This window comes from Herbaspirillum sp. CAH-3 (assembly GCF_009668275.1).
Taxonomy (GTDB): domain Bacteria; phylum Pseudomonadota; class Gammaproteobacteria; order Burkholderiales; family Burkholderiaceae_D; genus Herbaspirillum; species Herbaspirillum aquaticum.
In genome coordinates, this window is record NZ_VSWE01000007.1 from 250114 (window position 1) to 274848 (window position 24735).

A 24735-nucleotide genomic window follows, 5' to 3' on the forward strand; every position below is an offset into this window, starting at 1 on the left:
GCCGGGCAAGCTCGAAGAAGCTCACGAGCGACGATGAATGCCGGTGCGGCGAACTGGCCGATTGAACGGGTACGGACCAGGGGCGGGGAAGCAGGAATGCGATTTCTCAACAAAGATCATCAATGGAAGATCGGGCAGCTCATCGTCGGCGCCTTGATCTGTTTCATTGCGTGCCTGGCCGCGTTTGGCGCGGCCGGCTTCTTCTGGTTGCAGCACGACCTGGAAGAGAAGATCGTGCAGCCGCTGCTGGAACGTGAACTCAATCGCGTGCTCGAGGGCTTTCGCTCCGAATACCTGGCCGGCGGCGTCTTCATCAAGCAGATGCAGGGCCTGATGCTGGAATCCTCGATCTCCCTGCATGGAGACCTGCGTCCGTTGGCCCGCTTCATCGAAGCGCTGGCGCGCCGCGAGAATGCCGAGGAACCCCGCTTTTCCTACATCCAGTTCGGCAACAACCGGGGCCAGCTGATTGCCGTCAATCTCAAGGGCCATGGCAGCCTGGACTACTACCTGCAGGATGACGCACATCCCGGCCTGCAGCATTTCGACCAGCGCCCGGATGGCGAGCACCTCACTCCACTCTCGGTCACACCCGATTACGATGCCCGCCAGCGGCCGTGGTACGTCAATGCCACTGCCGAATGCCCGCAGGTCTCCGCGATCTACTTCAGCATGGGGGCCGATGCGCAGTGGAATGCCTCCATGACCTGCCCCGTCAATCGCTCCCCGGAGGACCAGGGCGTGATTGCGGTCGATCTCTCACAGGCGCGCCTGCAGCATCTGCTGGATGCGGCGGTCCAGCAGTCGCTGGTGGCCGGGATCTTCATCGTCGATGACAACGAACGCGTACTGCTGCAATCGGACCGGCTCAGTGCCGCCGACAAGCGCTTCCTGATTGACCAGCCGCCCGGCAGCCGCGCGCGCTTCACCGAGCTGGCCATCGCGCGCCTGGCCGACCGCTCGCGCATGGTCAACCTCAAGACCGATGCCAACGGCAAGTTCCTGATCTACCAGCAGCCCCTCTCCAAGATCGACGGTGCGCCTGCCGAGCTGGCCGGTTACCGGGTGCTGGTGATTTCGTCCCGCTCGGAATTGCTCTCGGTCTTCGATGGCATCTTCTGGATCAGCTGGGTGGCACTGGCGGTCATGCTCGCGGGCGGCCTGGTCCTGATCCGCCTGTATCGCGGAAGCATCACCTCACCGTTGATGCGCTTGCGCCACCAGGCCGAGCAGGTGGCTTTCCGCGAGGCCAGTGGTACGCATCGCTTCGATCTGCTCTATCCCAAGGGCTGGGCCATCGAAGAGATCGTCTCGGTGCAGGATGCGGTGGAACGCATGGCCGGCAATCTCTACAAGCTGTATCGCGAACTGCGCGACCAGGTCGATCGCGACCAGGAAAGCGGACTCTTGAGCCTCATCGGGGCAGCCGACCGGCTGGAGCAGAGCGCGTGGGAGCAGGCCACGGTCTGCATGGTGGAGATCAACAACTACATGGTGCTGGCCGATACCCTCAACAAGGTTGCCCTGCGTCACCTGTGGCAGAGCCTGTGCCAGCAGGTGGCTCCCGTATGGGGCGACTTTGCCGCCCAGCGGCTGGTCCGTTGCCGCTACAGCGAAAGCCGCGTCGCGGTGGTGATGCTTGGCGCGCCTGCCGAACATGAAGACATGCTGCTGCGCCTGCGCAGCAAGTCCGAACTGGTGCTGGCCACCGGCGGGGCAGAAGAGGTGCGCGTGTTCCTCAGTATTGGCGTGAGCGTTTGCGCACAGCGCAACAAGGCCGCCATGGAAAAAAGCCTGGCCAATGCTGCCGTCGCACTGCGCCAGGCGCAGCAGCCGGGTGGTGGCGGGTACTGCGTGTTCCAGCCGTCCATGCTGGCACGCGAAGAACGGGTGCAGGCACTGCTGGCGGCCATGGATGCGGCCACGCTGGAGGCCGAGTTCAGCATGGTCTACCAGCCCATCTGCGATCTGCGCAGCGGCGCCTTGCACGGTGTAGAGGCATTGATGCGCTGGCATTCGCCAGCCTTCGGCCCGGTTTCGCCAGCGGAATTCATTCCGCTGGCTGAGCGCAGCGAGCGTATCTCGCAACTGGGTGCATTGGCTTTCCGCAAGGTCGCAGCTGACGTTGCGCAGTGGCAGGCGCAGGGGCTCTTGCCGGAGGATTTCACGGCGCACGTGAACGTTTCGGTGCGGCAGGCCATGAACGTACACTTCTTCGAGCAGGTCCGCGACATTGCCTTGAGCGCTGGCGTGGCGCCGCCGCGTATTACCCTGGAGCTGACCGAGAGCCTGCTGATCGATGATGCCCATCACCTGCAGGCGCAGTTCCGGCAATTGAGTGCCTACGGGTTTGGACTGTGCCTGGATGACTTCGGTACCGGCTATTCCTCGCTGTCGACGCTGCACAATTATGATTTCGATTGCGTGAAGCTGGATCGCTCCTTCATCCTGCGCGTGACCGAAGAAGGGCGGGCTTCCTCCTTGCTGCCCGCCATCATCGGCATCGCACGGTCGCAGCAGATGCACTGCGTGGCCGAGGGTGTGGAAACCGAAGAGCAGGCCGAACTGTTGCGCGCCATGGGCTGCGAGTTCGTGCAGGGCTATCTGTTCGCGCGGCCGATGGAGGCGCAGGCGCTGGTGGCCTGGATGCGGCGAGAGCCTGACGCTGGTACCCGGGGCCAGCCAGTCATGCCGCCATGAGCGCAAAGACCAGCACGCCCGCCGCAGCGACGTCGATTGCCAGCAGCAGCGCGGCGCCAAGACGACGCTCCATGAACGCGCCAAGCGCCCAGAACCCGGCCAGCAGGGCCACGCTGGTGGCAAGCAGCCAACCATAAGATTGACCATCGGCCAGCCAGAGCACCGCCGCGGCTGCGCCCAGCAGCAAGAGGAACTGCAATGCCGAGGCCCATCGTGCCAGCGTCGGCAGCTCGGTCTCGTAACGCCGGCGCGCGGCGTCGAGGTCGAACGGGGCAGGTGCCGCCATCCCGGCGGGACGCCATCCGGGCGGCTTGATGAAAATTTTCAGCTTGTCCTGCCAGCGTGGCATTTGGGCAGCGTTCTGCAGCAATTGCTGGTAGCCGGAAAAAATCGACCATAGCGGATCCCAACTGTTCAACGGTGTGCGGGTGCCGTAGACCACCGGCTCTTTTTCCTCGGCGAAGGTACCGAACATGCGGTCCCAGATCACCAGCATGCCGCCGTAGTTCTTGTCGAGGTATTGGTCGTTCACGGCGTGGTGTACGCGATGGTTGGACGGCGACGAAAACACGCGATCGAACCAGCCCAGCTTGCCCACGTGCTCGGTATGGATCCAGAACTGGTAGATGAGCACGACCAGTCCCGCGATCCCGAACTGCTCTGGCTCCACGCCGAGGATGGCCATGGGCAGATAGAAGATCCATCCCAGCAGCATGACGGTGCTTTCCTGGCGCAGAGCGGTGGAGAGATTGAAGTGCTGGCTCTGGTGGTGCACGGAGTGGGCCGCCCAGCCCAGCGCATTTTCATGGCCGAAGCGGTGCAGCCAGTAATCGAAAAAGTCGAACAGGAGGATGGCCGTGATCCATCCCAGCGCCCCGTGCCAGAATCGCGCCGCCGGGAATATGGCGAAGACGCGGTAGGCCAGGAAATACAGGCCGACCTGGAAGATCTGGGTGACCAGCGCCACCAGCTGGCTGATGACGCCCAGCGACAGGCTGGCCAGGGAGTCGGCCAGTTGATAGGTATTGCGTTGGCGCAGGTAGCCGTAGCCGAATTCCACTGCGATGAGCAGGAGGAATACGGGGATGGCGTAGACGATGATGGTTTCCATGGGGCTTGAAGAGGTGAAGCAGGGGCCGACGAACCCGCAAGTATGCCGCTACCCGGGAATATTTTCCTGGCGCGGTGGCTTTTGATGTAAAAGCGGTGCGGACGGTGTGCGTCGGCTTTATCTTGATTTGTATGGAAACATGAGCTGATTGTATCCATACATTCTGGAGGTGGCGGCAGCATTGGGCCACGCGCTGTCCTTCCCGTTTGCAAACTGAAATCGTAAATGCGTCGACGGGCAGCTTTTCCCGCAATGGACAACGGGACCATTGCCGAACTCATCGCCTTGCGCGTCGCTTCTTCAAGCACACCTGTGCATTCGATGGCCTGATGGTTTCTCAGTGAGCTCGGCCAGTCCGCCTCCGGCGGTGCGGACGCCACCGCTTCAACTCGGATGCGGACGCTGTCAATGTTGCTTTCGTCAAATGCCAGCGGAGAGAGTTTTTCCGTGATCAGTGGCGGCACCGCGCGCAATCTGCTGCGACTCGGCGTGGGTGCGACCTACCCGCTCTCCGATACCTCCAACCTGTTCAGCCAAGCGCAATTCCATTTCGGTGCGGCCAGTCGTTCCTGCGGGGTGACGGCCGGCTGGCGTTGGTGGTGGTGACCGGATCGGCTGTTTCCTGAAGAGTTCAAGCGCCAGGCAGGCAAACTGGCCGGCGCAGTTGCGTAGGCAATGCCTCCATGAACGTACTCAAATGAACTGTTGCACAATTCCCGCCGCGCGTTGAATCCCTATTACCTCGCGTCGCTGTTGCCATGCATCCGGCACGGCTCGGCCAATTTGAGACCGGCTCAGGTTTCTTGGCGCAATCCAATGACCTGCTCTTCGCTCCATCGTTTCTTCATGCTGCCCCCCGTATGAGGCAGCTTCCCCCGTCGATCCCCTACCTGTTTCATCCAGCAGAGTATTCAGGCCAGCGTCTCCATTTCCCGCGCACCATGCTGTATCGGCTTCGCGACAGGTGCTGATACGGTGCAAATCGCTCACCAGGTCGGCGCTGCATGCCTGTCTTTGGTGAGTTCCCAGCCGGGAAAAGCGATGAGATCTGGTGTTCCAGCCTGGCACGCCGTTTGCTTTTAGGCAGAAAACGATTTTTATATAAACCATCAGTTCATATATGAAACAAAATAAGTCATTTTGTTTCGAGATATCTGCTATATTGGCTACGAATATCTCCCATATATAAATTGCTGTTTCATATATGGAACGTTTCGGTGCCCGGCAGGAGGCACCCGTCCGCAGAGACGGCAGCCGGGAAGAATAGCTGGGGCGCAGCAGCGCGCTATGGCAATCAGCAGAGGCAACATGATCGAAATCGAATTCCGCAAGGTCGGCAAAAGTTTTGTCGATCGCCAGACGGCGCAAGCGCGCGCCGCTGTCACCAACGTCAACCTGTCCATCAAGAGCGGCGAGGTGGTCTCCATCATCGGTCCCTCCGGCTGTGGCAAGAGCACCCTGCTCAACATGGGAGCAGGGCTGTACCTGCCCACCGAAGGCGAAGTCTTCGTCGGCGGTGAGCGCGTGACCAAGCCGGTCCGCAAGGTCGCCTTCATGCTGCAGAAGGACCTGCTCATGCCCTGGCGCAATATCCGCGCCAACGTCACCCTGGGGCTGGAAATCGACGGCATCCGCGAGGCCGAGCGCCGGCGCATCGCCGACGAGCTGCTGGCCAAGTGCCACCTCAAGGGCTTTGAAGAGCATTACCCATACCAGCTCTCCGGCGGCATGCGCCAGCGCGCCGCGCTGGCCCGCACGCTGGCGGTGGACCCGCAGGTGCTGCTGCTGGACGAACCCTTCTCGGCCCTGGATGCCCAGACCAAGATGGTGCTGCAGCAGGATCTGGCCAAGATGCTCTACGAAAAGAAGAAGACCGCGCTCTTCATTACCCACGACCTGGTGGAAGCCATCGCCCTGTCGGACCGTCTGCTGGTCATGAGCGAGCGTCCCGGCACCATCGTCGAGGAAATCGTGGTGGACCTGCCGTTCCGCGACAACCCGTTGGAGCGCCGCAAGCTGCCCGAGATCGGCCCCTTGCAAGGGCGCCTGATGGAACTGCTCAAGGTGGGCAAAGAGACCGCCGAGCTGCACTGATTTCACGCTGCATCTTCACCCGTCAACAGAGAGACCCCAAGGGAGAGCCAGAAACATGAAGAACCTGTTCGCATCCGCCTGTAGTGCATTCGCCCTGGTCGCGGCCATGGGCGCCGCCGTCCTGCCCATGGCCGCGCATGCCGCTCCGGAAGAAGTGACCTACCTGCTGCCCGCGCCACCCAATTCGCCGGCCTTCGCTCCCTGGGTGCTGGCCCAGCACAAGGGCTATTACGCCGATGAAAACCTGAAAGTCAGCTTTATCGTCGCCAAGGGCGGCGTGGACGTGGCCAAGCAGATCGGCGCCGGCAATGCCGTCATCGGTGGTGCCATTGGCGACACCCCCATCGTGGTTCGCGCCAACGGCATTCCGGTCAAGGCCATCGCCGTACTGGGCGCCGGTTCGGTGACCATGGTCGCTGCCAACCCGGCCGATGGCATCAAGGGCCTCAAGGACCTAAAGGGCAAGACCGTCACCGTGATGTCCTATACCGATACCACCTACTACGCCTTCCTGGGCAGCCTGAAGACCGCCGGCCTGTCCAAGACCGACGTGCAGATCCAGGCCGCCGGTCCTTCCGGCGTCTGGCAGCTGTACACCTCGGGCAAGTCGCAGGCCTTCGCCGGTGTGCCCGACTGGGTGGTCAACGCTACCGATGCCGGCGCCAAGGTCGAACTGCTGGACAACGGTGGCTTCAAGAGCATGGCGCAGGCCATCCTGGCCTCCGACGACACCATCAAGAAGAACCCGGAACTCTTGAAACGCCTGGTGCGCGCCACCCTGCGCGGCATGCAGGACATCATGAAGGATCCCAAGGCCGCGGCCGATGACTACGTCGCCGCACTGCCCACTTACAAGGGCAAGGAAGCCAGCATCCAGGCCACCTTCGAGATGTACAACAAGTACGTCTATGCCAACCAGAAGACCCTGGGCCAGATCGACCAGGCGCGCATGGAAGCGGTCCAGAAGTTCTACGTCAGCGAAGGCATCGTCACCAAGGCCACGCCGGTCAACGAGCTCTTCACCAACCAGTTCGTCGGAGTCGCCAAGTAATCATGAATACCACCACAGCCAAAGACCTGACCATGTCCAGTCCCGAGCCAACGTCCTCGCCCGATCTGATCAAGCCGACGGGGCGTCGTCCGCTGATGAACGACAAGGCCCGCACGGTGTGCGGCAGCCTGGCGCTGCTGGTGGTGTTCATCGCCGCCTGGCAGTGGGGGCCCGGCATGCTGGGCATGCCCGAATACATCCTGCCCAACTTCATGCAGGTGGTGCGTGAAGCGGTGGTGATGTGGAACAACGCGCAATTGCTGCAGCACTTCGGCATCACCGCCATGGAAGTGGTGTTCGGCTTCCTCTTCGGCGCCTTGCTGGGCCTGGCCGTCGGCGTCGCGCTGGGCCTCTCGCCGCGTGCCGAGGCCATGCTCTCGCCCTATATCCTGGCGCTGCAGATCGCGCCCAAGGTGGCCTTTGCACCACTGTTCGTGATGTGGCTGGGCTACACCATCTATCCCAAGATCATCGTGGCGGTGCTGATCGTGTTCTTCCCGATCATGATCAACGTGCTCTCGGCCATCCGTACCGTCGATCCCGACATGGTCAACCTGGTGCGTACGCTCAATGCCGGCCGCTGGCAGATCTTCCACCTGGTCGAGTTCCGTTCGGCACTGCCGGCGCTGTTCTCGGGCCTGCGCATCGCCTCCACGCTGTCGGTCATCGGCGTGACCGTAGGTGAACTGGTGGGCGGCAACCAGGGGCTGGGTTATCTGCTGGTCGATGGGGAAGGACAGGGCAATACTGCTGCCGTCTTCGTCTCCATCGTCGCACTGACCCTCATCGGTGTGGTCACCTACGGTGTGGTGGTCTGGGCCGAACGCAAGGTCCTGCACTACCTGCCCAAGGCCAATACCAGCACCGTCTGAATCGAACCACTCAACCAGCGCAACAGGAGCACGCACATGTCAGCAGCAAGCACGGCGACACTTTTGGCGGGACGACGCATTCTGGTCACTGGCGCGGCACGCGGCCTCGGCCTGGCGTTCGTGGACGCCATCGCCGCCGCCGGGGCCAAGGTGGCCATGGCCGACATCCTCCAGGAAGAACTGGCAGCCTCCGTGGCCGCCCTGAAACAGCGCGGCCTGCAGGTCGAAGGTTTCGCACTGGACCTGGCCGATGCGGCCTCGGTGAAGGCCTGCGCAGCGGCCGCCACCAAATGGCTGGGCGGACTCGACGGCCTGGTCAACAACGCGGCCATCACCAACTCAGGCGGCAAGAGCAGCGAGCAGCTGGAGGTAGACATGTGGGACCGCGTCATGGATGTCAACGTACGCGGCACCTGGCTGATGACCAATGCCTGCCTGCCGTCGCTGCGTGCCTCGGGGCGCGGTGCGGTAGTGAACCTGTCGTCCGATACTCCCTTGTGGGGCGCGCCCAACCTGCTGGCCTACGTGGCCAGCAAGAGTGCGGTGATCGGCATGACCCGTTCACTGGCTCGCGAGCTGGGCGCCGACAACATCACCGTCAATGCCGTGGCACCGGGCCTGACGCTGGTGGAAGCCACCCAGTACGTACCGCAGGCGCGGCACCAGCACTACCTCGACGGCCGAGCCATCCGGCGCGACCAGTTGCCCGAGGATGTCTGCGGCGCGGTGGTGTTCGCGCTGTCGGACATGGCGCGCTTCTTCACCGGTCAGGTGATGGCGGTCAACGGTGGTTTCGTGATGCATTGAAGACTTACCTCTTGCCAGATCAACCCGGATCATTCCGGACCCATTCAAGGAGAAAAAGCATGACCGATATGTCCGAACAGGAAAACATGGGCCGCAGCTGGGATCGCCCCGCCGGCGCCAGCTTCGCTGACTGGATGGAGTCGCGCGTGGCGCGCCTGTCCACCCGCAAGTATGACTGGAACGCACTGAAGTTCCAGGCCGACTACGACCCCAAGTACCGTCGCGCCCAGATGCGCTACATCGGTACCGGCGGCACGGGTGTGGCCCATGACGCCAACGTCATTCCCTCCGAGCATTTCACCTTCTCGACCATGATCATCCCGGCCGGCCACGAAGGCCCGTCGCACCTGCACGTGGACGTGGAAGAAGTGTTCTTCGTCCTGCGCGGCAAGCTCAAGCTGGTGCTGGAAAAGGATGGCGAGCGCTTCGAGACCGTCCTCACCGACCGTGACGTGGTCTCGGTGCCGCCGGGCGTGTATCGCGAAGAGATCAACATCGGCGACGAAGACGCGCTGATGTGCGTGATGCTGGGTGCCAAGAAACCCATCACCCCGACCTATCCGCCGGATCATCCGCTGACCTCCGTCAAGCGCTGATTGCAGAGAACGACACCATGCATCCTGACACCTCCATCGCCCCCGTCACCGCAGCCAGCTGCGACGAGGCGCTGCGCGAACCGCTGGCACTGCTCGATAGCCGCTTCACCGAGGGCAGCGTCGAGGTGCCGGGTGGCCGTGTCAGCTACCGCAGCTGCGGTAGCGGTCCGGTGGTGGTGCTGTTGCATGGCATCAGCTCGGGCGCGCCCTCGTGGTTGCAGTGCGCGCTCAAGCTGGCGTCGCAGGCCCGCGTGATCGCCTGGAACGCGCCCGGTTACGGCCGTTCGACACCGCTGACGATGAGCCAGCCCACGGCGGTCGATTATGCAACGCGCCTGCAGGACATGTTGCAGGCGCTGGAGGTCGAGCAGTGCGTGCTGGTCGGCCATTCCCTGGGCGCGCTGATGGCCGCAGCCTACCTGGCCCATGGCGATGGTCGCGCACGCCGTACGCTGCTGGCCGATCCGGCGCTGGGCTACGGTGCTGCCGACAAGCAAGAGCGCGCGCAGCAGGTGCGGCAAGAGCGCCTGGCTGCCTTGTACACACTGGGCATCGCCGGCATGGCGCAGAAGCCGACACGCCTGCTGTCGGCCCACGCCAGCGCGCAGGACCACGCCTGGGTGCGCTGGAACATGCAGCGGCTGGACGCATCGGGCTACACCCAGGCCGTGCAATTGTTGTGCGGTGACGATATCGCGCCTTACCTGCAGGCTGCACCACGACGGGGGTTGTCGGTGGCGTGCGGAACCGAGGACATCGTCACCACCCCGCAGGCCAGTGAAGGGCTGGCCAGGCAGTTCGGACTTCCCTTCAAGCTGGTGGACGCGGCCGGCCATGCCTGCTATATCGAGCAGCCGTCGCAATTTGCTGCGCTGGTCAGCGCGCAACTCACCTCAACCAATTAAATAAAACAGAAAATCATCATGAACAAACCAGTGATGCCAGAAGAAGAGTCGCAAGACAAGTATTCCGTCCCGGGCCTGGAACGCGGCCTGCGCCTGCTATGCGAATTCAGCCGCCAGGACAAGACCCTGTCCGCGCCCGAACTGGCGCGTCGTCTGGACATCCCGCGCTCCACGGTGTTTCGCCTGCTGGCCACGCTGGAACGCATGGGCTTTGTCGAGCGCGCCGATGGCGGGCGCGACTACCGCCTGGGCATGTCGGTGCTGCGCCTGGGCTTCGAATACCTGGCCTCGCTGGAACTGACCGAGATCGGCCGCCCGCTGCTGGACCGCCTGCGCGACGAGATCGGCTACTCCTGCAACCTGGTCGTGCGCGATGGCCGCTCCATTGTCTATGTCGCCAAGTCGGTGACCCAGACCGCATTCACCAGCCACGTCAACGTCGGCACCCGTCTGCCGGCGCATGCCACCGTGCTGGGCAGGGTGCTGCTGGAAGACCTGAGCCTGCCGCAACTGCGCGCCCTGTATCCGGAAGAGCACCTGGAAGTCTTTTCCAGCAACACCCCCAAGACCGTGGTCGAGTTGTTCGACATGGTGCAGGCCGACAAGGAACGCGGCTTCGTCCTGCAGGAAGGTTTCTTCGAAACCAGCATCTCCACCGTCGCCGCACCGGTACGCGATCACTCCGGCAACGTGGTGGCCGCCATGGGCGCCACGATCCCTTCGCCGCACATCGATGCCAGCCAGCTCGACATCATCGTGGCCCGCGTTCGCGAGACCGCAGCCGAACTGTCCCGCCTGCTGGACCACGCTCCGCAAGGCGGCGCCAAGGTCGTCAACATGTGGCGGGGCTGAGATGGCGATGACTTCCCTCCAAGGCAAGGTGGCAGTGGTCACCGGCGGCTCTTCCGGCATCGGTCTGGCGACCGTGGAACTGCTGCTCGAAGCGGGCGCAGCCGTGGCCTTCTGCGGCCGTGATGGCGCCCGGCTCAAGGACGCTGAAGCCGCGTTGCGCGAGCGCTACCCGCAGGCCCGCCTGTACAGCGCACCTTGCGATGTGCTCTCGCAGGAGCAGGTGCAGGCGTTTGCCGCCTCGGTGGAAAACACCCTGGGCGCGGTGTCCATGCTGGTCAACAACGCCGGCCAGGGCCGCGTCTCGACCTTTGCCGATACCGCCGACGAGGCCTGGAGCGAAGAGCTGCGCCTGAAATTCTTTTCCGTGATCTACCCGACCCGCGCCTTCCTGCCGCAACTGCAGGCCATGAGCGCGCAGCACGGGGATGCTGCCATCGTCTGTGTCAATTCGCTGCTGGCCACGCAGCCCGAGCCGCACATGGTAGCCACTTCCGCCGCCCGCGCCGGCGTGCACAACCTGGTGCGCTCGCTGGCCACCGAATTGGCCACTGGCGAAGCCGCCCGCGTGCGCGTCAATGGCATCTTGATCGGCCTGGTGGAATCGGGCCAATGGCGCCGCCGCTATGCCGCGCGTGACGCCGAACTGCAGGACCAGAGCTGGGCCCAATGGACCGCCGCGCTGGCCGCAAAGAAACAGATTCAACTCGGCCGTCTCGGCCTTCCCCGGGAAGCCGCGCAGGCGATCGTGTTCCTCGCCACGCCGCTTTCCTCGTACACCACAGGCAGCCATATCGATGTTTCCGGAGGACTTTCCCGCCATGTCTAATACCAACCAGCAAGTGACCGTCGGCTGCGCCATCGCCGCTTTCCTCGAACAATGCGGCGTGAAGGCTGCCTTCGGCGTGATCTCGATCCACAACATGCCCATCCTCGACGCCTTCGGCGAGCGTGGCAAAATCCGCTTCATCCCGGCCCGCGGCGAAGCGGGCGGGGCCAACATGGCCGACGCCTATGCGCGAACCACCGGTGGCCTGGGCGTGTGCCTGACCTCCACCGGCACCGCCGCCGGCAATGCCGCCGGTGCCATGGTGGAGGCCTTGACCGCCGGTACGCCGCTGCTGCACCTGACCGGTCAGATCGAGACGCCTTACCTGGACCAGAGCCTGGCCTACATCCACGAAGCGCCGGACCAGTTGAGCATGCTCAAGGCCATCTCCAAGGCGGCCTTCCGCATCCGCAGCGTGGAGACTGCCATCAGCACCATCAAGCTGGCCGTGCAGACTGCGCTGACCCCGCCGATGGGGCCGGTCTCGGTGGAAATTCCCATCGATATCCAGGCGGCGCTGATCCCCATGCCCAGCAACCTGCAGCCGCTGGCCATACCGCAAAGCGTGCCGTCGGCGCGCGCGCTGGATGAACTGGCTGATCGCCTGATGAAGGCCAAGCGTCCGCTGCTGTGGTTGGGCGGCGGGGCGCGTCATGCCGGCGCGCAGGTAAAGCGCCTGATGGACCTGGGCTTCGGCGTGGTGACCAGTACCCAGGGTCGCGGCATCGTGGCCGAGGATGATCCGCGCTCGCTGGGTGCCTTCAACCTGCACAAGCCGGTCGAAAATTTCTATCAGAGCTGTGACGCCATGCTGGTGGTCGGCTCGCGCCTGCGCGGCAACGAGACCCTGAAGTACGAGCTGAAACTGCCGCGCCCGCTGTATCGCGTGGATGCCGACCCGGCTGCCGAAGGCCGCTGCTATACCAGCGACTATTTCGTCTGCGGTGATTCGGCGCTGGTACTGTCCGGCCTGGCCGATCGCCTGGCTGCAATGAAGGTCGATCCAGGCTTCATGGCCGACCTGCAGAAGGCACGCGATACCGCCGTGCATGGGCTGGTCGATGGCCTTGGCCCCTATAGCGCCCTGGTGGAACAGTTGCAGCAGGCTGCCGGGCGCGAGTTCAACTGGGTGCGCGACGTCACCGTCTCCAACAGCACCTGGGGCAACCGCTACCTGCGCATCTTCGACCCGCGTGCCGGCGTGCATGCGCTGGGTGGCGGCATCGGTCAGGGCCTGGCCATGGGCATCGGTGCGGCCATCGGTGCAGCGGTCACGCAGTCCGGCAAGAAGACCTTCACCCTGGCCGGTGACGGCGGCTTCATCCTCAACCTGGGTGAGCTGGCCACGGCCGTGCAGGAACAGGCCGACATGGTGATCGTGCTGATGAACGACAAGGGCTACGGCGTCATCAAGAATATCCAGGACGCGCAATACGGCGGCCGCCGCCATTACGTGGACCTGCACACCCCCGATTATGCCGAACTGTCCTCGGCGCTGAAGCTGCGTCACCAGCGCGTAGGCAACCTGGCCGAGGTGGCCGGCGTGCTGGACGAGGCGCTGTCGCAGAAGGGCCCGTTCCTGCTGGAGATCGACATGCTGGCCATCGGCAGCTTCAAGACCGTCTTCGCCGGCCCGCCGGTCAATGAGACGGCCAAGGCCGCCGCTGCCGCTGCAGTGGTTGCCGCTGTCGCCACCGCTGCCACCGCCTGAGGAGCAGAGCATGCTGCACGTATCAATGATCGGATGCGGCGCCATCGGCGTGGGCGTCATGGAAATACTCAAGAGTGATCCCGAAGTCGCTTTCGACATGGTGGTGGTGCCGGAGGCGCACATGGAGCGTGCCCGCAGCACGGTCTCTACGCTGGCGCCGACGGCCCGGGTGGTGTCGCGGCTGGGAGAGGAACGTCCGGACCTGCTGATCGAATGCGCCGGTCACCAGGCCATCGCAGAACACATCATCCCGGCGCTGGAGCGCGGCATCCCCTGCATGGTGGTGTCCATCGGTGCCTTGTCCGAACCCGGCCTGGTGGACCAGCTGGAAGCCGCCGCCCGTGCCGGCAAGACCCAGGTGCAGTTGCTCTCCGGTGCCATCGGCGCCATCGACGCCCTGGCCGCAGCCAAGGTCGGCGGGCTTGAATCGGTGGTCTACACCGGCCGCAAGCCGCCGCAGGCCTGGAAGGATACGCCGGCCGAGGCTGCCTTCGATCTGGATGCGCTCAAGGAGCCGACCATCATCTTCGAAGGCAGCGCACGCGAGGCGGCGCGGCTGTATCCCAAGAACGCCAACGTCGCCGCCACGCTGTCACTGGCCGGCCTGGGCCTGGACCAGACCCGGGTGCGCCTGTACGCCGATCCGGGCGTGAGCGAGAACGTGCACTACGTGGAAGCGCGCGGCGCCTTCGGCGGCTTCGAGCTGACCATGCGCGGCAAGCCGCTGGCGGCCAATCCCAAGACCTCGGCGCTGACCGTCTACAGCGTCGTGCGCGCCTTGGGCAATCGCGCCCATGCGCTGTCGATCTGAGCGTTGCAAGGACATGCGAACCATGATGATGAATCTGAACGAAACGCTGCCGATCTGCATCGCCGGCCAATGGCGGCTGGGCGGCGGGGAGCGTTATGCGACGCTCTATCCGGCCACGGGTGAGCCGGTGGCCTACCTCCATGCGGCCAGCGTGGCCGATGTGGAAGAGGCCATCGCCGGTGCCGACCACGCCTTCCGGACCAGCGGCTGGGCGCAGAAGAAACCGCACGAGCGCGCCGCCGTCCTGTACCGCGTGGCCCAACTGATCCGCGAACGGGGCGAAGCGCTGGCGCAGATGCAGCGCCTGGACAATGGCAAGCCCATCAGCGAGACGCGCAATTTGGTGGCCAGCGCTGCCGGTACCTTCCAGTTCTTCGCGGCCGCCTGCGAAACCCTGGAAGAAACGCTCACGCCCATGCGTGGCGACAACCTCACCATGAGCGTGTATGAACCCATGGGTGTGGTGGCCGCCATCACGCCGTGGAATTCACCGATTGCCAGCGAGGCGCAGAAGATGGCTCCGGCCCTGGCTGCCGGCAATGCAGTGGTAGTCAAGCCGGCCGAAGTGACGCCGCTGGCAGCCCTGGAACTGGCACGTATCTGTATCGAAGCCGGCGTACCGGCTGGCATGATCAGCGTGCTGCCGGGCAAGGGCTCGGTGATCGGCGACGCCATCACCCTGCACCCGCTGGTCAAGCGCGTGTCCTTCACTGGTGGCACCACCACCGGCAAGCACATCGCCCACATCGCCGCCGACAAGATGATGCCGGTCTCGCTGGAACTGGGCGGCAAGTCGCCCACCATGGTGTTTGAGGATGCCGATCTCGACCACGCCGTGGCCGGCGTGCTGTATGGCATCTTCAGCAGTTCCGGTGAATCCTGCATCGCCGGCTCGCGCCTGTTCGTGGCGCGCGCGCTGTACGACGGTTTCATGGAACGCCTGGCCGCTGGTGCCGCCGCATTGCGCGTGGGCGACCCGGCCGACGAGCGCACCCAGATGGGACCGCTGATCACCGCACGGCATCGCGAAGGCATCGAACGCTACGTCGACATCGGCGTGACCGATGGTGGCCGCATCCGCACCGGCGGCGTACGCCCCAAGGGCGAAAAGTTCGAACGCGGTTACTACTACACGCCGACCATCATCGAAGGCCTCAGCAATGATCAACGCATCTGCCAGGAAGAAATCTTCGGACCGGTGCTGGTGGCCATGCCCTTCGATGACGAGGACGACCTGATCCGGCAAGCCAATGACAGCGTCTACGCGCTGGCTGCCGGCATCTGGACGCGCGACTACAAGCGCGCCTGGCGCATCGGCCGCGCAGTACAGGCCGGCAATGTCTGGATCAACACCTACAAGCAATTCTCGATCTCGACCCCCTTCGGAGGCTGGCGTGACAGCGGCCTGGGCCGCGAAAAGGGCAGGCTGGGCATCCTGCAGTACATGGAGCAGAAGGCCATGTACTGGGGCATGAACGAACAGCCCTTGCCCTGGGCCGGTTGAAGCGCCGCCCGCTGAACACGTATTGGAGAATCACATGGACGTATTGGGTATCGACGAAATCATCTACGGCGCGGACGACCTGCCGACCTGCCGCCAGTTCTTCCTCGACTGGGGTATGCAACTGGCGCTGGAAAGCGCGGCCGAACTGGTCTTCGAATCGCAGAACGGCTGCCGCGTCATCGTGCGTGACAGTGCCGACCCGGGCCTGCCGCCGGCCATCGAAGCCGGACCGACCCTGCGCGAGGTAGTGTGGGGCGTGTCCTCGGCCGCCGTGCTGGACAAGTTCGCCAGCCGCATCGCGGCTCTGCCGGGCTATGTCAATGACGGCAAGCGCGTCGGCTGCACCGATCCGAACGGACTGGCAGTACGCTTCCAGGTGTCAGTCAAGCGCGATGTCGAGGTCGAATGCGCCCGCATGAACACCTGGAACGAAAAGAACCGCGTCAACCAGCGCAGCCCGATCTATGAACGTGCTGCACCCATCGAGGTGGGTCACGTGGTGTTCTTCGTCAAGGACGTCAAGGCCTGCGAACGCTTCTATTGCGACAACTTCGGCTTCGTGCCCTCGGACCGCTATCCGGAACGCGGCGCCTTCCTGCGCTGCGCCGATGTCGGTGGCCATCACGATATCTTCCTGCTGCAACCGCCGGAGGCACGTGCGGGCTTGAACCACGTGGCCTTCACCGTGCGCGACATCCATGAGGTCTTCGGTGGTGGCATGCACATGTCGCGCTTGGGCTGGGAGACGCAGCTGGGCCCGGGCCGTCATCCGATTTCCTCGGCCTACTTCTGGTACTTCAAGAATCCGGCCGGCGGCCTGATCGAATACTACGCCGACGAAGACCAGCTCGATGCCCATTGGGAGCCGTGTGACTTCGAACCCGGTCCGACCGTGTTCGCCGAATGGGCCATCGATGGCGGCATCGACGGCAACACCCGCCGCCAGAAGAATGCGCAAGGCCCCAGCGGCAAGTTCCTGACCGACCGTGCGCCGGCCGGCAAGTAAGACGGCCATCCTTCATTTGTAGAAAGGAAATCCAGATGTCCTTCAAGATTGGAATCCTGGGCGCCGGCATCGGTGGCCTGACCGCCGCCATCGCCTTGCAGCGCGCTGGCCACGAGGTGGTGGTGTATGAACAGTCCAAGCAATTCCTGCGCGTGGGCGCGGATATCAACCTCACTCCCAACGCGGTACGGGCCCTGGACGGCCTGGGCATCGGCGAGGCCGTGCGCCGTACCGCTGCCCGTCCTACCCACCGCATCAGCCGCACCTGGGACAGTGGCGAGGAAACCTCGCGCCTGGCCATGGGCGACACCGCCGAAGAAAAATACGGCGCACCGCAACTGACCATCCACCGTGCCGACCTGCTGGCAGCGCTGGCCGAAGTATTCCCGCTGGAGCAAGTGCGCTTTGCCCGTCGCGCCGAAAACATCAGCGAAGAGGGCGATGGCATCCACCTGCACTTTGCCGATGGCAGCACCGACCGCGTGGATGTACTCATCGGCGGCGATGGCATCCACTCCGCCGTGCGTACGGCCATGTTCGGCGCCGAGAGCCCGCGTTTCACCGGGGTGGTGGCCTTTCGTGCGGTGGTGCCGGCCTCCCGCGTGGCCGGCGTGCCGAACCTGCAGGCCTTCACCAAGTGGTGGGGGCCGAACCCGGAAAGCCAGATCGTGACCTTCCCGCTCAATCGCGGTCAAGACATCTTCATCTTCGCTACCACCGCGCAGGAAAGCTGGCACCTGGAATCCTGGACCACCCCGGGCAACGTGCAGGAACTGCGCGACAGCTACGCCGGTTTCCATCCCGATGCCACGGCCTTGCTGGACGCCTGCGACGAAGTGCTCAAGACCGCGCTGTATGAACGCGATCCGTTGCCGGCCTGGGCACGCGGCAACATGGCGCTGCTGGGCGATGCCTGCCATCCAATGATGCCCTTCATGGCGCAGGGCGCCGGCATGGCCATCGAGGATGCAGTGGTGCTGGCGCGCTGCCTGGCCAAGGTGACCACGCTGGAGCAGGTGGCAGGATCCTTGCATGCCTATGAGCAGTTGCGCATGGAGCGTGCCTCGAAGATCCAGGTCGGTTCACGCGGCAACAACTGGCTTCGCGAGGGCGGCAACGCCGACTGGGTCTACGGCTATGACGCCTGGAGCACGCCGCTGGATGCCCGGCCCGAATCCGCCGCCGTCCCTGCGTGAGCACGCGATGAGTGCAGAGACCCGCTGCGACCACATGCTCCTGACCATCTTGCTCAGGCATGACCAGTCGAAGAACCTGGAGCAGATCCAGGCGCACATGAAGCAGATGGACTGGTGGGAGCGCTTCCCGGTGGAAGGCTGTCGCGTGGTGTCCTGGACCGTGGCCATGGGCCTGGGCCAGATCGTCACCCTGGCGCTGCCGCCGGCGCTGCTGCCGCAAGTCAATGTCGAGCTGGAGCGCTCGGCCTGGGGCGTGTTCCGTACCGAGTGCTACCCCACTTACGATTTTGTTCCCGTGCGCGAGCGTATCCGCGAGCGCGTCAGAAATGGAGGCCAATGATGGTTGCAACTGTTACCGATGTCTATCTCAATCCGCACCAGGCACGTCGCCGTGCGCCGACCCAGTTCGAAGACCTGCTGGGCGATTCCATCGAGCGCGCCTACGCCGCTGGCATCCACGAACTGGATGCGCTGGTGGCACACCTGAACCGTACCGGCCCGAGCTGCCCCTACAACCAGGGCGTGTGGACCGCCGCCAACTTCCAGGAAGAGATTGCCCGCCTGGCCGCCTGATCCGTCCAGACGCCAAGCCAGCTTACAGGAGAGTATCCAAATGAGAACCACCGCCAATGATCCCGTCGATGCGGTCCTCGCCGTCGGCCTGAAAGACCTGTGGTACCCGATCTGCCCGTCCGAGTTCGTGGCCGAGAAGCCGGTCTCGCTGCGCCGCCTGGGCAAGAAGTTCGTGTTCTGGCGCGAGCCATCGGGCAAGCTGCATGCCCTGGAAGACCACTGCCCGCACCGTGGCGCGCCGCTGTCCATGGGCATCCCCATGGGGGACCGCATCGCCTGTGGCTACCACGGCGTGCAGGTGCGCTTCGACGGCGTTGTCACCAGCGTACCCGGCAGCCCCGGCTGCAAGCTGGAAGGGGCCAAGGCCACGCGTCGCTTCCATGTGACCGAAGCGGCCGGTGCCATCTTCCTCTACAACAGCCTGGAAGACGTCGACACCCCGCCGCCGCTGCGCCTGCCGGAAGAGTTGACCAGCCCCGAGTATTCCAACTTCCTGTGCTACACCGAATGGAAGGGTGATTACCGCTATGTACTGGACAACGTGATGGACCCGATGCACGGCACGTTCCTGCACAAGCAGTCGCACTCCATGGCCGAAGGCGACAACACCGCCAGTTTCGGCATCCGCGAGACCGACATCGGCTTTATCTTCGAAAAGGAAGGCCAACGCGACGTCAACTTCGACTGGACCGAGTGGGGCGACACCGACCTGCACTGGATGCGGCTGGCCATTCCGTATCCCAAGACCGGTGGCCCGGGTGGCAGCTTCGTCATCATCGGCAGCTACACCCCCATCGTGGACAACATCGCTGCGGTATTCCATTGGCGCTGCCGCAAGCTGTCCGGCTGGCAGCGCGATACCTGGCGCTTCCTTTACCGCAATCGCCTGGAAGCGCGCCACTGGAACGTGCTGGAGCAGGACCGTGTGGTACTGGAACTGATGGAGCCCGACGCCAACCAGCGCGAGATGCTGTACCAGCACGACATGGGCATCGTGCGCCTGCGTCGTCACCTGCGCAGCCTGGCCAAGGCCCAGCTGGAGCGGGAAGAACAGCTGGCCGCGGCCAAGGTGCCGGTGAAGGCGGCATGAGCCAGCGCCTGCCCCAGGCCGCCAGCCCGGTCACCGTGCGCCATGTGAAGACCGACAAGGTCCCTGAACTGGCCTCGGCCACCTGGTCCAACTGCCTGGTGGTGGGCGACGAGGTCGTGATGTCCGGCATGACCGCACATCCGGCCTCCCGCCAGCAGACGCTGGACCCTTACCAGCAGACGCTGGTGGTGCTGGGCAAGATCCGCGATCTGGTGGAGGCCGCTGGCGGCAGCATCGGCAGTATCACCAAGCTGGTGATCTACGTCACCGACATCGCGCACAAGGACGAGGTGGGACGTGCCCGGCGCGACTTCTTCGGCACGCCTTATCCGTGCTCGACGCTGGTAGCGGTGAGCGCGCTGGTGTTTCCTGAGCTGACCGTCGAGATCGATGCCTTTGCGCGGCTGGGTGCCGACCTGCGGCAAGCAGTGGCCGGTTGATGCAAGCGGCTGCAAGTGGCATGACGCGGTTTGAACAATCTGATGTGATGGTGGTGCATTCATGAGCAGTCCTCTTATTTCCGTGCGCGTGCAGGCCATGCGCTTTGAAGCGCAAGGTGTGGTCAGCGTCGAACTGCGCCTGCCCGAAGGCGGCGAGCTGCCGGCCTTCGAGGCGGGTGCGCATATCGACCTGCATCTGGGCAATGGCCTGGTACGCAGCTATTCGCTGGCAAACTCGCCGGCCGAACGGCATCGCTATGTGGTCGGTGTGCTCAACGACCGTGGCAGTCGCGGTGGCTCGCGCTATGTGCATGAACAACTGCGGGTAGGTACCAGCCTCACCATCTCGGCGCCGCGCAACAATTTTCCGCTGGAAGCAGCAGCACCATTGTCTGTGCTGATCGCCGGTGGCATCGGCATCACGCCGATCTCCTGCATGTATCACCACCTGCGCGCCCAGGGTCGCGAAGCGGTGTTGCACTACTGCGCCCGCTCCCGCAAGGAAGCGGCATTCACCGCCGAGCTGCTGGGCCAGCCCGGTGTGTCCAGCCATTTCGATGACGAGGCCGGCGCTCCACCTGACCTGCGGGCTTTCCTCGCCGCGCATCCGAAGGACGCACATTTCTATTGCTGCGGCCCGACACCCATGCTCAACGCCTTCGAAAGCCTGTGCGAAGACCTGGGTCTGCCCAACGTCCACATCGAACGCTTTGCCGCCGAAAAGGTAGAGGCGGTCCAGACCGGCAGCTACGTGGCCGAGCTGGCGCGCAGCAACGCCAGCATCACCGTCCCGGCCGGCAAGTCGTTGCTGGACGCTTTGCTCGATGCCGGCATCACCGTCGACCACAGCTGCCGCGAAGGGGTTTGCGGCGCCTGCGAGACCAGGGTGCTGGAGGGTGAGCTGGAACATCGCGACGGCGTGCTCAGCAAGGCCGAGCGCGCTTCCGGCAAGACCATGATGGTGTGCGTGTCCGGCTGCAAAGGACAACGCCTGGTGCTGGACCTGTAGCAGGACCTGAAGGCAACGCGGCCCGGGCAAGGTTCGCCCGGCCACATGCCCGTGCTTAGGCACCGGGCATTTTTTTGAGCCTGATGAATTTAGTGGAACGTTGATCCATAGGTGGAACAAACAACGCCGGATCACGCTGCACTGGGCGAGCGGCCCCTGCCAGCCATGTGGCGCAGGGCGCAGCGCTTGCCTGCAGAAGTCACCTTTCCTGCGCACGGGGCGCCGGAGAGCAGTGAGTGAATGCGGCCTGGCCGCGTGTTTGGACTTTATTCGTTGAAGGGGAGTTTGATGAAGAAGTTAATGATTGCCGCAGCGGCATCCTGCCTGTCGGCAGGCGCTTTTGCGCAGAGCAGCGTCACCATCTACGGCAGCCTCGATGCTGGCGTGGCCTATATCAACAACCTCAATGGCGGATCGGTGTCGCGCCTGGATCAGGGCACGATGCAGCCGGATCGTATCGGCTTTCGTGGTGTCGAGGACCTGGGCGGCAATCTGAAGGCGATCTTCCAGCTGGAAGCCGGCTTCTACACCGACACCGGCGCCACGCCCAATTCCTCCAAGCTGTTCAACCGCTACAGCACCATCGGCCTGTCCGGCGACTTCGGCGCGGTGACCCTGGGTCACATGCCCGACGTCGTGTTCGACTACGTGGGCAAGCTGTCCAACGGTTTCCAGCTGACCAACTGGTACCTGTTCCACCCGGGTAACCTGGACAGCCTGGCCAACACCTACCAGTTCGACAATGCGGTGCGCTATACCTCGCCCACCGCAGGCGGCTTCCAGGGCAGCCTGATGTACGGCTTCGGCGAAGTGGCAGGAGACAGCAGCAACGGTCGCAACGTCAGTGCCGGTGGTACCTATACCAATGGCCCGTTCCGTGCGGCGCTGGCGTATTCCAAGCTGAACAACCGTGCTGCCGGCTATGCCGGGGCCTTCCTCACCAGCGTCGGCCTGGGCAATGCCGGTACGGTCTTCAACAGCCTGACCACCACCGCCGGCGGACTGGGTTACACCATCGGCAGCGTGCGCCTGAACACCGCTTACACCCAGGTCAAGCTGTCCATGCCCAGCGGCGCCACGCCCAAGCAGAAGAACCTGGACCTGGGCGCAGCCTGGCGCTATGCCACGCTGGACACCATCAACTTCGGTTATGGCCTGTCCAAACTGGAAGGCGCGCGCTGGAACACCTTCAGCCTGTCGCACGTGCATGAGTTCTCCAAGCGCACCCAGTGGTACGTGCAGGCAGCCTACCAGCGAGCCGGCGGCGATGCGCGCTTTGCCGTCATGAACGGCACGGGTGCAGGCGGTGCCACCGGGGTCTCCGGCGGCCGGGGCCAGCTGGTCACCACCCTCGGCATGCACCACTCGTTCTAAGGCCATCTTCGGATGGCTGGCATGACCTTCTGTAAATAGTCTTGTCTTGCGTGCGCCGCCCCTGGAGCGGGGTGGTGCTTCGTAGTGCCTTGGGCGGAGGAAGTCCTCTTTCTCCGCCATTTTTTTATCCAAACCGAATTCATTGCCGGTGGGCATCAGGGCATCTTCCCCCGGCATTCTTGCGTTGCGGAGAAAGCCTCATGATTGCAAATCTCAAACTGGGCGCCCGTCTTGGACTGGGCTTCGGACTGGTACTGGCGCTGTTGGTCGGGATCACCTGGCTGGCCATCGCCAGCCTGTCCACGCTGCACCACGGCACGCGCCAGATCGTCGAAGACCGCTACCCGCAGGTCTTGCTGGCCAATGACGTGCTCTTGCGCATCAGCGAGAACGCCAGCGCCATGCGCAACCTGCTGCTGCTGGACGACCACCAGAAGCTGGTCGAGGAAATCGCCCGCATCGACAAGGGCGAAGTCGCCATCGGCGACGACCTCGGCAAATTGCAGGCGCGCCTGTCCAGCGAGCAGGGGCGCAAGTCCTTCGCCGAGATACTCGCCCTGCGCGCCAACTATCGGCAGGGCCAGCAACGCTTCCTGCAGCTGGCCTCCACCGGAGCCACCATGGATGCTACCGAGCTGCTGATGACCAGCCTGCGCCAGGACCAGGACAAGTACATTGCCCGCCTCAAAAGCTATATTTCCGTGGGCACCATGATGATGGAGCGCAGCGGCCAGGAGGCCGCCGACCAGTACCACGGCAAGACCCTGGTCATGCTGGCCATCGCTGCGTTGGCGGTGTTGCTGGGTGGCGGCTTTGCCTGGTGGACCACGCGTTCCATCACGCGCCCTGTACGTCATGCGGTAGAGGTGGCGCAGCACGTGGCTGACGGCAACCTGTGCAGCGAGATCCGGACCGGCGCGCGGGACGAGATCGGCCAGTTGCTGGAGGCGCTGCGCCAGATGAACGGCAGTCTCACGCGCATCGTGGCCGATGTACGCGGAGGGGCTGAAACCATCGCCACCGCTTCGGCCGAGATCGCCGACGGCAACCTGGACCTGTCGGCGCGCACCGAGCAGCAGGCCGGCGCACTGGAAGAAACGGCGGCGGCCATGGAGGAACTGACTTCCACCGTGCGCCAGAATGCCGAGAACGCGCAGCAGGCCAACCAGCTGGCCTCGGATGCCTCCGGCGTGGCGGCGCGCAGCGGCGAAGTGGTGCAGCAGGTGGTGAGCACCATGCAGGGCATCAGCGAGGCCTCGCGCCGCATCGTCGACATCATCGGCGTGATCGACGGCATCGCATTCCAGACCAATATCTTGGCGCTCAACGCGGCAGTGGAAGCGGCGCGTGCTGGCGAGCAGGGCAGGGGCTTTGCGGTGGTGGCATCGGAAGTGCGTTCGCTGGCGCAGCGCTCGGCCACGGCGGCCAAGGAGATCAAGGTACTGATCGATGATTCGGTGGCGCAGGTTGATGCCGGTGGACGCCTGGTGGTACAGGCCGGTGCGACCATGGGCGAGGTGGTGGACAGCGTGCGACGGGTGTCGCATATCGTCGGTGAGATCAGCATGGCGACGCAGGAGCAGCGCGCCGGTATTGAACAGGTCAATCACGCCATCACCCACATGGATGAAACCACCCAGCAGAATGCAGCGCTGGTGGAGCAGGCCGCCGCCGCAGCCAAGTCCTTGCAGGACCAATCTCAGCGGCTCCGGGAGCTGGTGGGTATATTCCGGTTGCAGGACGCACGAGCGCAGCGGACGATGCTGCAGGTCGCCGAGGTGGAAGATGAGACTGCCGTGTCGGTCTTGCCGAAATTTGGCACCAGCGTGGCGACCAGTCCGCAGATGGCAGCGAAGCTCATCCAGTAACCTGGTGCCGCCTTGGCGGGGAGTCTAAAAGAGGTGCTGTTTCAGGCGGCTTGAAGTTGTGGAGCATCAGCATGCATGTGCACGCTTCAAGGGAATCGGCCCGGCACTTGACGTGCAAACGACATTTTCCTCAGGGGGGATCAAACGAAAAACGGGCCCGTTCGGGCCCGTTTTCATCATGTCCTGGCGGAGGCTGTGAGATTCGAACTCACGGACGGGTCACCCCGTCGGCAGTTTTCAAGACTGCTGGTTTAAACCACTCACCCAAACCTCCTTGCGTGGCAGCCGGGCATGGCGCCCGTCGCACGAGGGCCGCATTATACATCACATCACTTGCTT

General features: G+C 64.0%; 23 protein-coding genes and 1 tRNA gene. 22 read left to right on the forward strand and 2 right to left on the reverse strand.

What is annotated here, in order from left to right; all coding sequences use genetic code 11:
- Positions 1-96: 96 nt before the first annotated feature.
- Entirely contained in the window at positions 97-2700 is a 2604-nt protein-coding gene (locus tag FYB76_RS11210) for an EAL domain-containing protein (RefSeq protein ID WP_158214884.1), read from the forward strand.
- Here the strand turns inward: FYB76_RS11210 and FYB76_RS11215 are convergent.
- Positions 2687-3811, reverse strand: a complete 1125-nt coding sequence (locus FYB76_RS11215) for a sterol desaturase family protein (RefSeq protein WP_154133682.1) — start codon at positions 3809-3811, stop codon at positions 2687-2689. The two genes, FYB76_RS11210 and FYB76_RS11215, sit on opposite strands and share 14 nt — an antisense overlap.
- Before the next feature lie 408 nt (positions 3812-4219).
- Between FYB76_RS11215 and FYB76_RS11220 the strand changes: the two genes are divergently transcribed.
- The 21 genes from FYB76_RS11220 (at position 4220) to FYB76_RS11320 (ending at position 24396) form a co-directional block, all read left to right on the forward strand.
- Positions 4220-4417: a hypothetical protein gene (locus FYB76_RS11220; protein WP_154133683.1), complete on the forward strand. Its 198-nt coding sequence runs from the start codon at positions 4220-4222 to the stop codon at positions 4415-4417.
- Between the two features lie 702 nt (positions 4418-5119).
- The gene (locus tag FYB76_RS11225) at positions 5120-5905 is read left to right on the forward strand and encodes an ABC transporter ATP-binding protein (RefSeq protein WP_088753445.1); all 786 of its coding nucleotides are present in this window, start codon (positions 5120-5122) and stop codon (positions 5903-5905) included.
- 55 nt (positions 5906-5960) lie between these two features.
- On the forward strand, positions 5961-6956 hold the full coding sequence (locus tag FYB76_RS11230; protein WP_088753446.1) for an ABC transporter substrate-binding protein: 996 nt from the start codon (positions 5961-5963) through the stop codon (positions 6954-6956).
- Between the two features lie 2 nt (positions 6957-6958).
- Positions 6959-7828 carry an ABC transporter permease gene (locus FYB76_RS11235; protein ID WP_206601731.1) on the forward strand — a complete coding sequence of 290 codons (870 nt, stop codon included), beginning with the start codon at positions 6959-6961 and terminating at the stop codon, positions 7826-7828.
- A gap of 36 nt (positions 7829-7864) precedes the next feature.
- Complete coding sequence (locus FYB76_RS11240; RefSeq protein WP_088753447.1) at positions 7865-8635, forward strand: SDR family oxidoreductase; 771 nt, start codon at positions 7865-7867, stop codon at positions 8633-8635.
- A gap of 59 nt (positions 8636-8694) precedes the next feature.
- A complete protein-coding gene (locus tag FYB76_RS11245) occupies positions 8695-9231 on the forward strand; it encodes a cupin domain-containing protein (RefSeq protein WP_154133684.1) in 537 nt (178 codons plus the stop codon).
- 17 nt (positions 9232-9248) lie between these two features.
- Complete coding sequence (locus FYB76_RS11250; protein WP_154133685.1) at positions 9249-10136, forward strand: alpha/beta fold hydrolase; 888 nt, start codon at positions 9249-9251, stop codon at positions 10134-10136.
- Between the two features lie 18 nt (positions 10137-10154).
- A complete protein-coding gene (locus tag FYB76_RS11255; protein ID WP_167386276.1) occupies positions 10155-10988 on the forward strand; it encodes an IclR family transcriptional regulator in 834 nt (277 codons plus the stop codon).
- A gap of 1 nt (position 10989) precedes the next feature.
- Positions 10990-11814, forward strand: a complete 825-nt coding sequence (locus FYB76_RS11260; RefSeq protein ID WP_195724619.1) for an SDR family oxidoreductase — start codon at positions 10990-10992, stop codon at positions 11812-11814.
- Complete coding sequence (locus tag FYB76_RS11265; RefSeq protein ID WP_154133687.1) at positions 11807-13525, forward strand: thiamine pyrophosphate-binding protein; 1719 nt, start codon at positions 11807-11809, stop codon at positions 13523-13525. Before FYB76_RS11260 ends, FYB76_RS11265 begins: the two co-directional genes overlap by 8 nt.
- Positions 13526-13535: 10 nt before the next feature.
- Positions 13536-14336: an aspartate dehydrogenase gene (locus FYB76_RS11270; protein ID WP_088753624.1), complete on the forward strand. Its 801-nt coding sequence runs from the start codon at positions 13536-13538 to the stop codon at positions 14334-14336.
- A 28-nt stretch (positions 14337-14364) separates the two neighbouring features.
- Complete coding sequence (locus FYB76_RS11275) at positions 14365-15840, forward strand: aldehyde dehydrogenase (RefSeq protein ID WP_195724621.1); 1476 nt, start codon at positions 14365-14367, stop codon at positions 15838-15840.
- A 34-nt stretch (positions 15841-15874) separates the two neighbouring features.
- A complete protein-coding gene (locus tag FYB76_RS11280) occupies positions 15875-16846 on the forward strand; it encodes a VOC family protein (RefSeq protein WP_154133688.1) in 972 nt (323 codons plus the stop codon).
- A 35-nt stretch (positions 16847-16881) separates the two neighbouring features.
- Positions 16882-18042 (forward strand): FAD-dependent monooxygenase, encoded by a 1161-nt coding sequence (locus FYB76_RS11285; protein ID WP_154133689.1) that lies wholly within the window; start codon positions 16882-16884, stop codon positions 18040-18042.
- A gap of 7 nt (positions 18043-18049) precedes the next feature.
- Positions 18050-18382: a hypothetical protein gene (locus FYB76_RS11290; RefSeq protein WP_088753626.1), complete on the forward strand. Its 333-nt coding sequence runs from the start codon at positions 18050-18052 to the stop codon at positions 18380-18382.
- Positions 18382-18615 carry a recombinase-like helix-turn-helix domain-containing protein gene (locus tag FYB76_RS11295; protein WP_006462358.1) on the forward strand — a complete coding sequence of 78 codons (234 nt, stop codon included), beginning with the start codon at positions 18382-18384 and terminating at the stop codon, positions 18613-18615. The genes FYB76_RS11290 and FYB76_RS11295 overlap by 1 nt, the downstream gene beginning before the upstream one ends.
- 40 nt (positions 18616-18655) lie before the next feature.
- On the forward strand, positions 18656-19705 hold the full coding sequence (locus tag FYB76_RS11300; RefSeq protein ID WP_154133690.1) for an aromatic ring-hydroxylating dioxygenase subunit alpha: 1050 nt from the start codon (positions 18656-18658) through the stop codon (positions 19703-19705).
- Positions 19702-20145, forward strand: a complete 444-nt coding sequence (locus tag FYB76_RS11305) for a RidA family protein (protein ID WP_154133691.1) — start codon at positions 19702-19704, stop codon at positions 20143-20145. The genes FYB76_RS11300 and FYB76_RS11305 overlap by 4 nt, the downstream gene beginning before the upstream one ends.
- Positions 20146-20206: 61 nt before the next feature.
- Complete coding sequence (locus FYB76_RS11310; RefSeq protein WP_154133692.1) at positions 20207-21154, forward strand: PDR/VanB family oxidoreductase; 948 nt, start codon at positions 20207-20209, stop codon at positions 21152-21154.
- A gap of 300 nt (positions 21155-21454) precedes the next feature.
- A complete protein-coding gene (locus FYB76_RS11315) occupies positions 21455-22528 on the forward strand; it encodes a porin (RefSeq protein ID WP_088753455.1) in 1074 nt (357 codons plus the stop codon).
- Between the two features lie 200 nt (positions 22529-22728).
- Positions 22729-24396 (forward strand): methyl-accepting chemotaxis protein, encoded by a 1668-nt coding sequence (locus tag FYB76_RS11320; protein WP_154133693.1) that lies wholly within the window; start codon positions 22729-22731, stop codon positions 24394-24396.
- A 184-nt stretch (positions 24397-24580) separates the two neighbouring features.
- Here the strand turns inward: FYB76_RS11320 and FYB76_RS11325 are convergent.
- Positions 24581-24670 (reverse strand) — tRNA-Ser (locus tag FYB76_RS11325).
- Positions 24671-24735 lie beyond the last annotated feature (65 nt).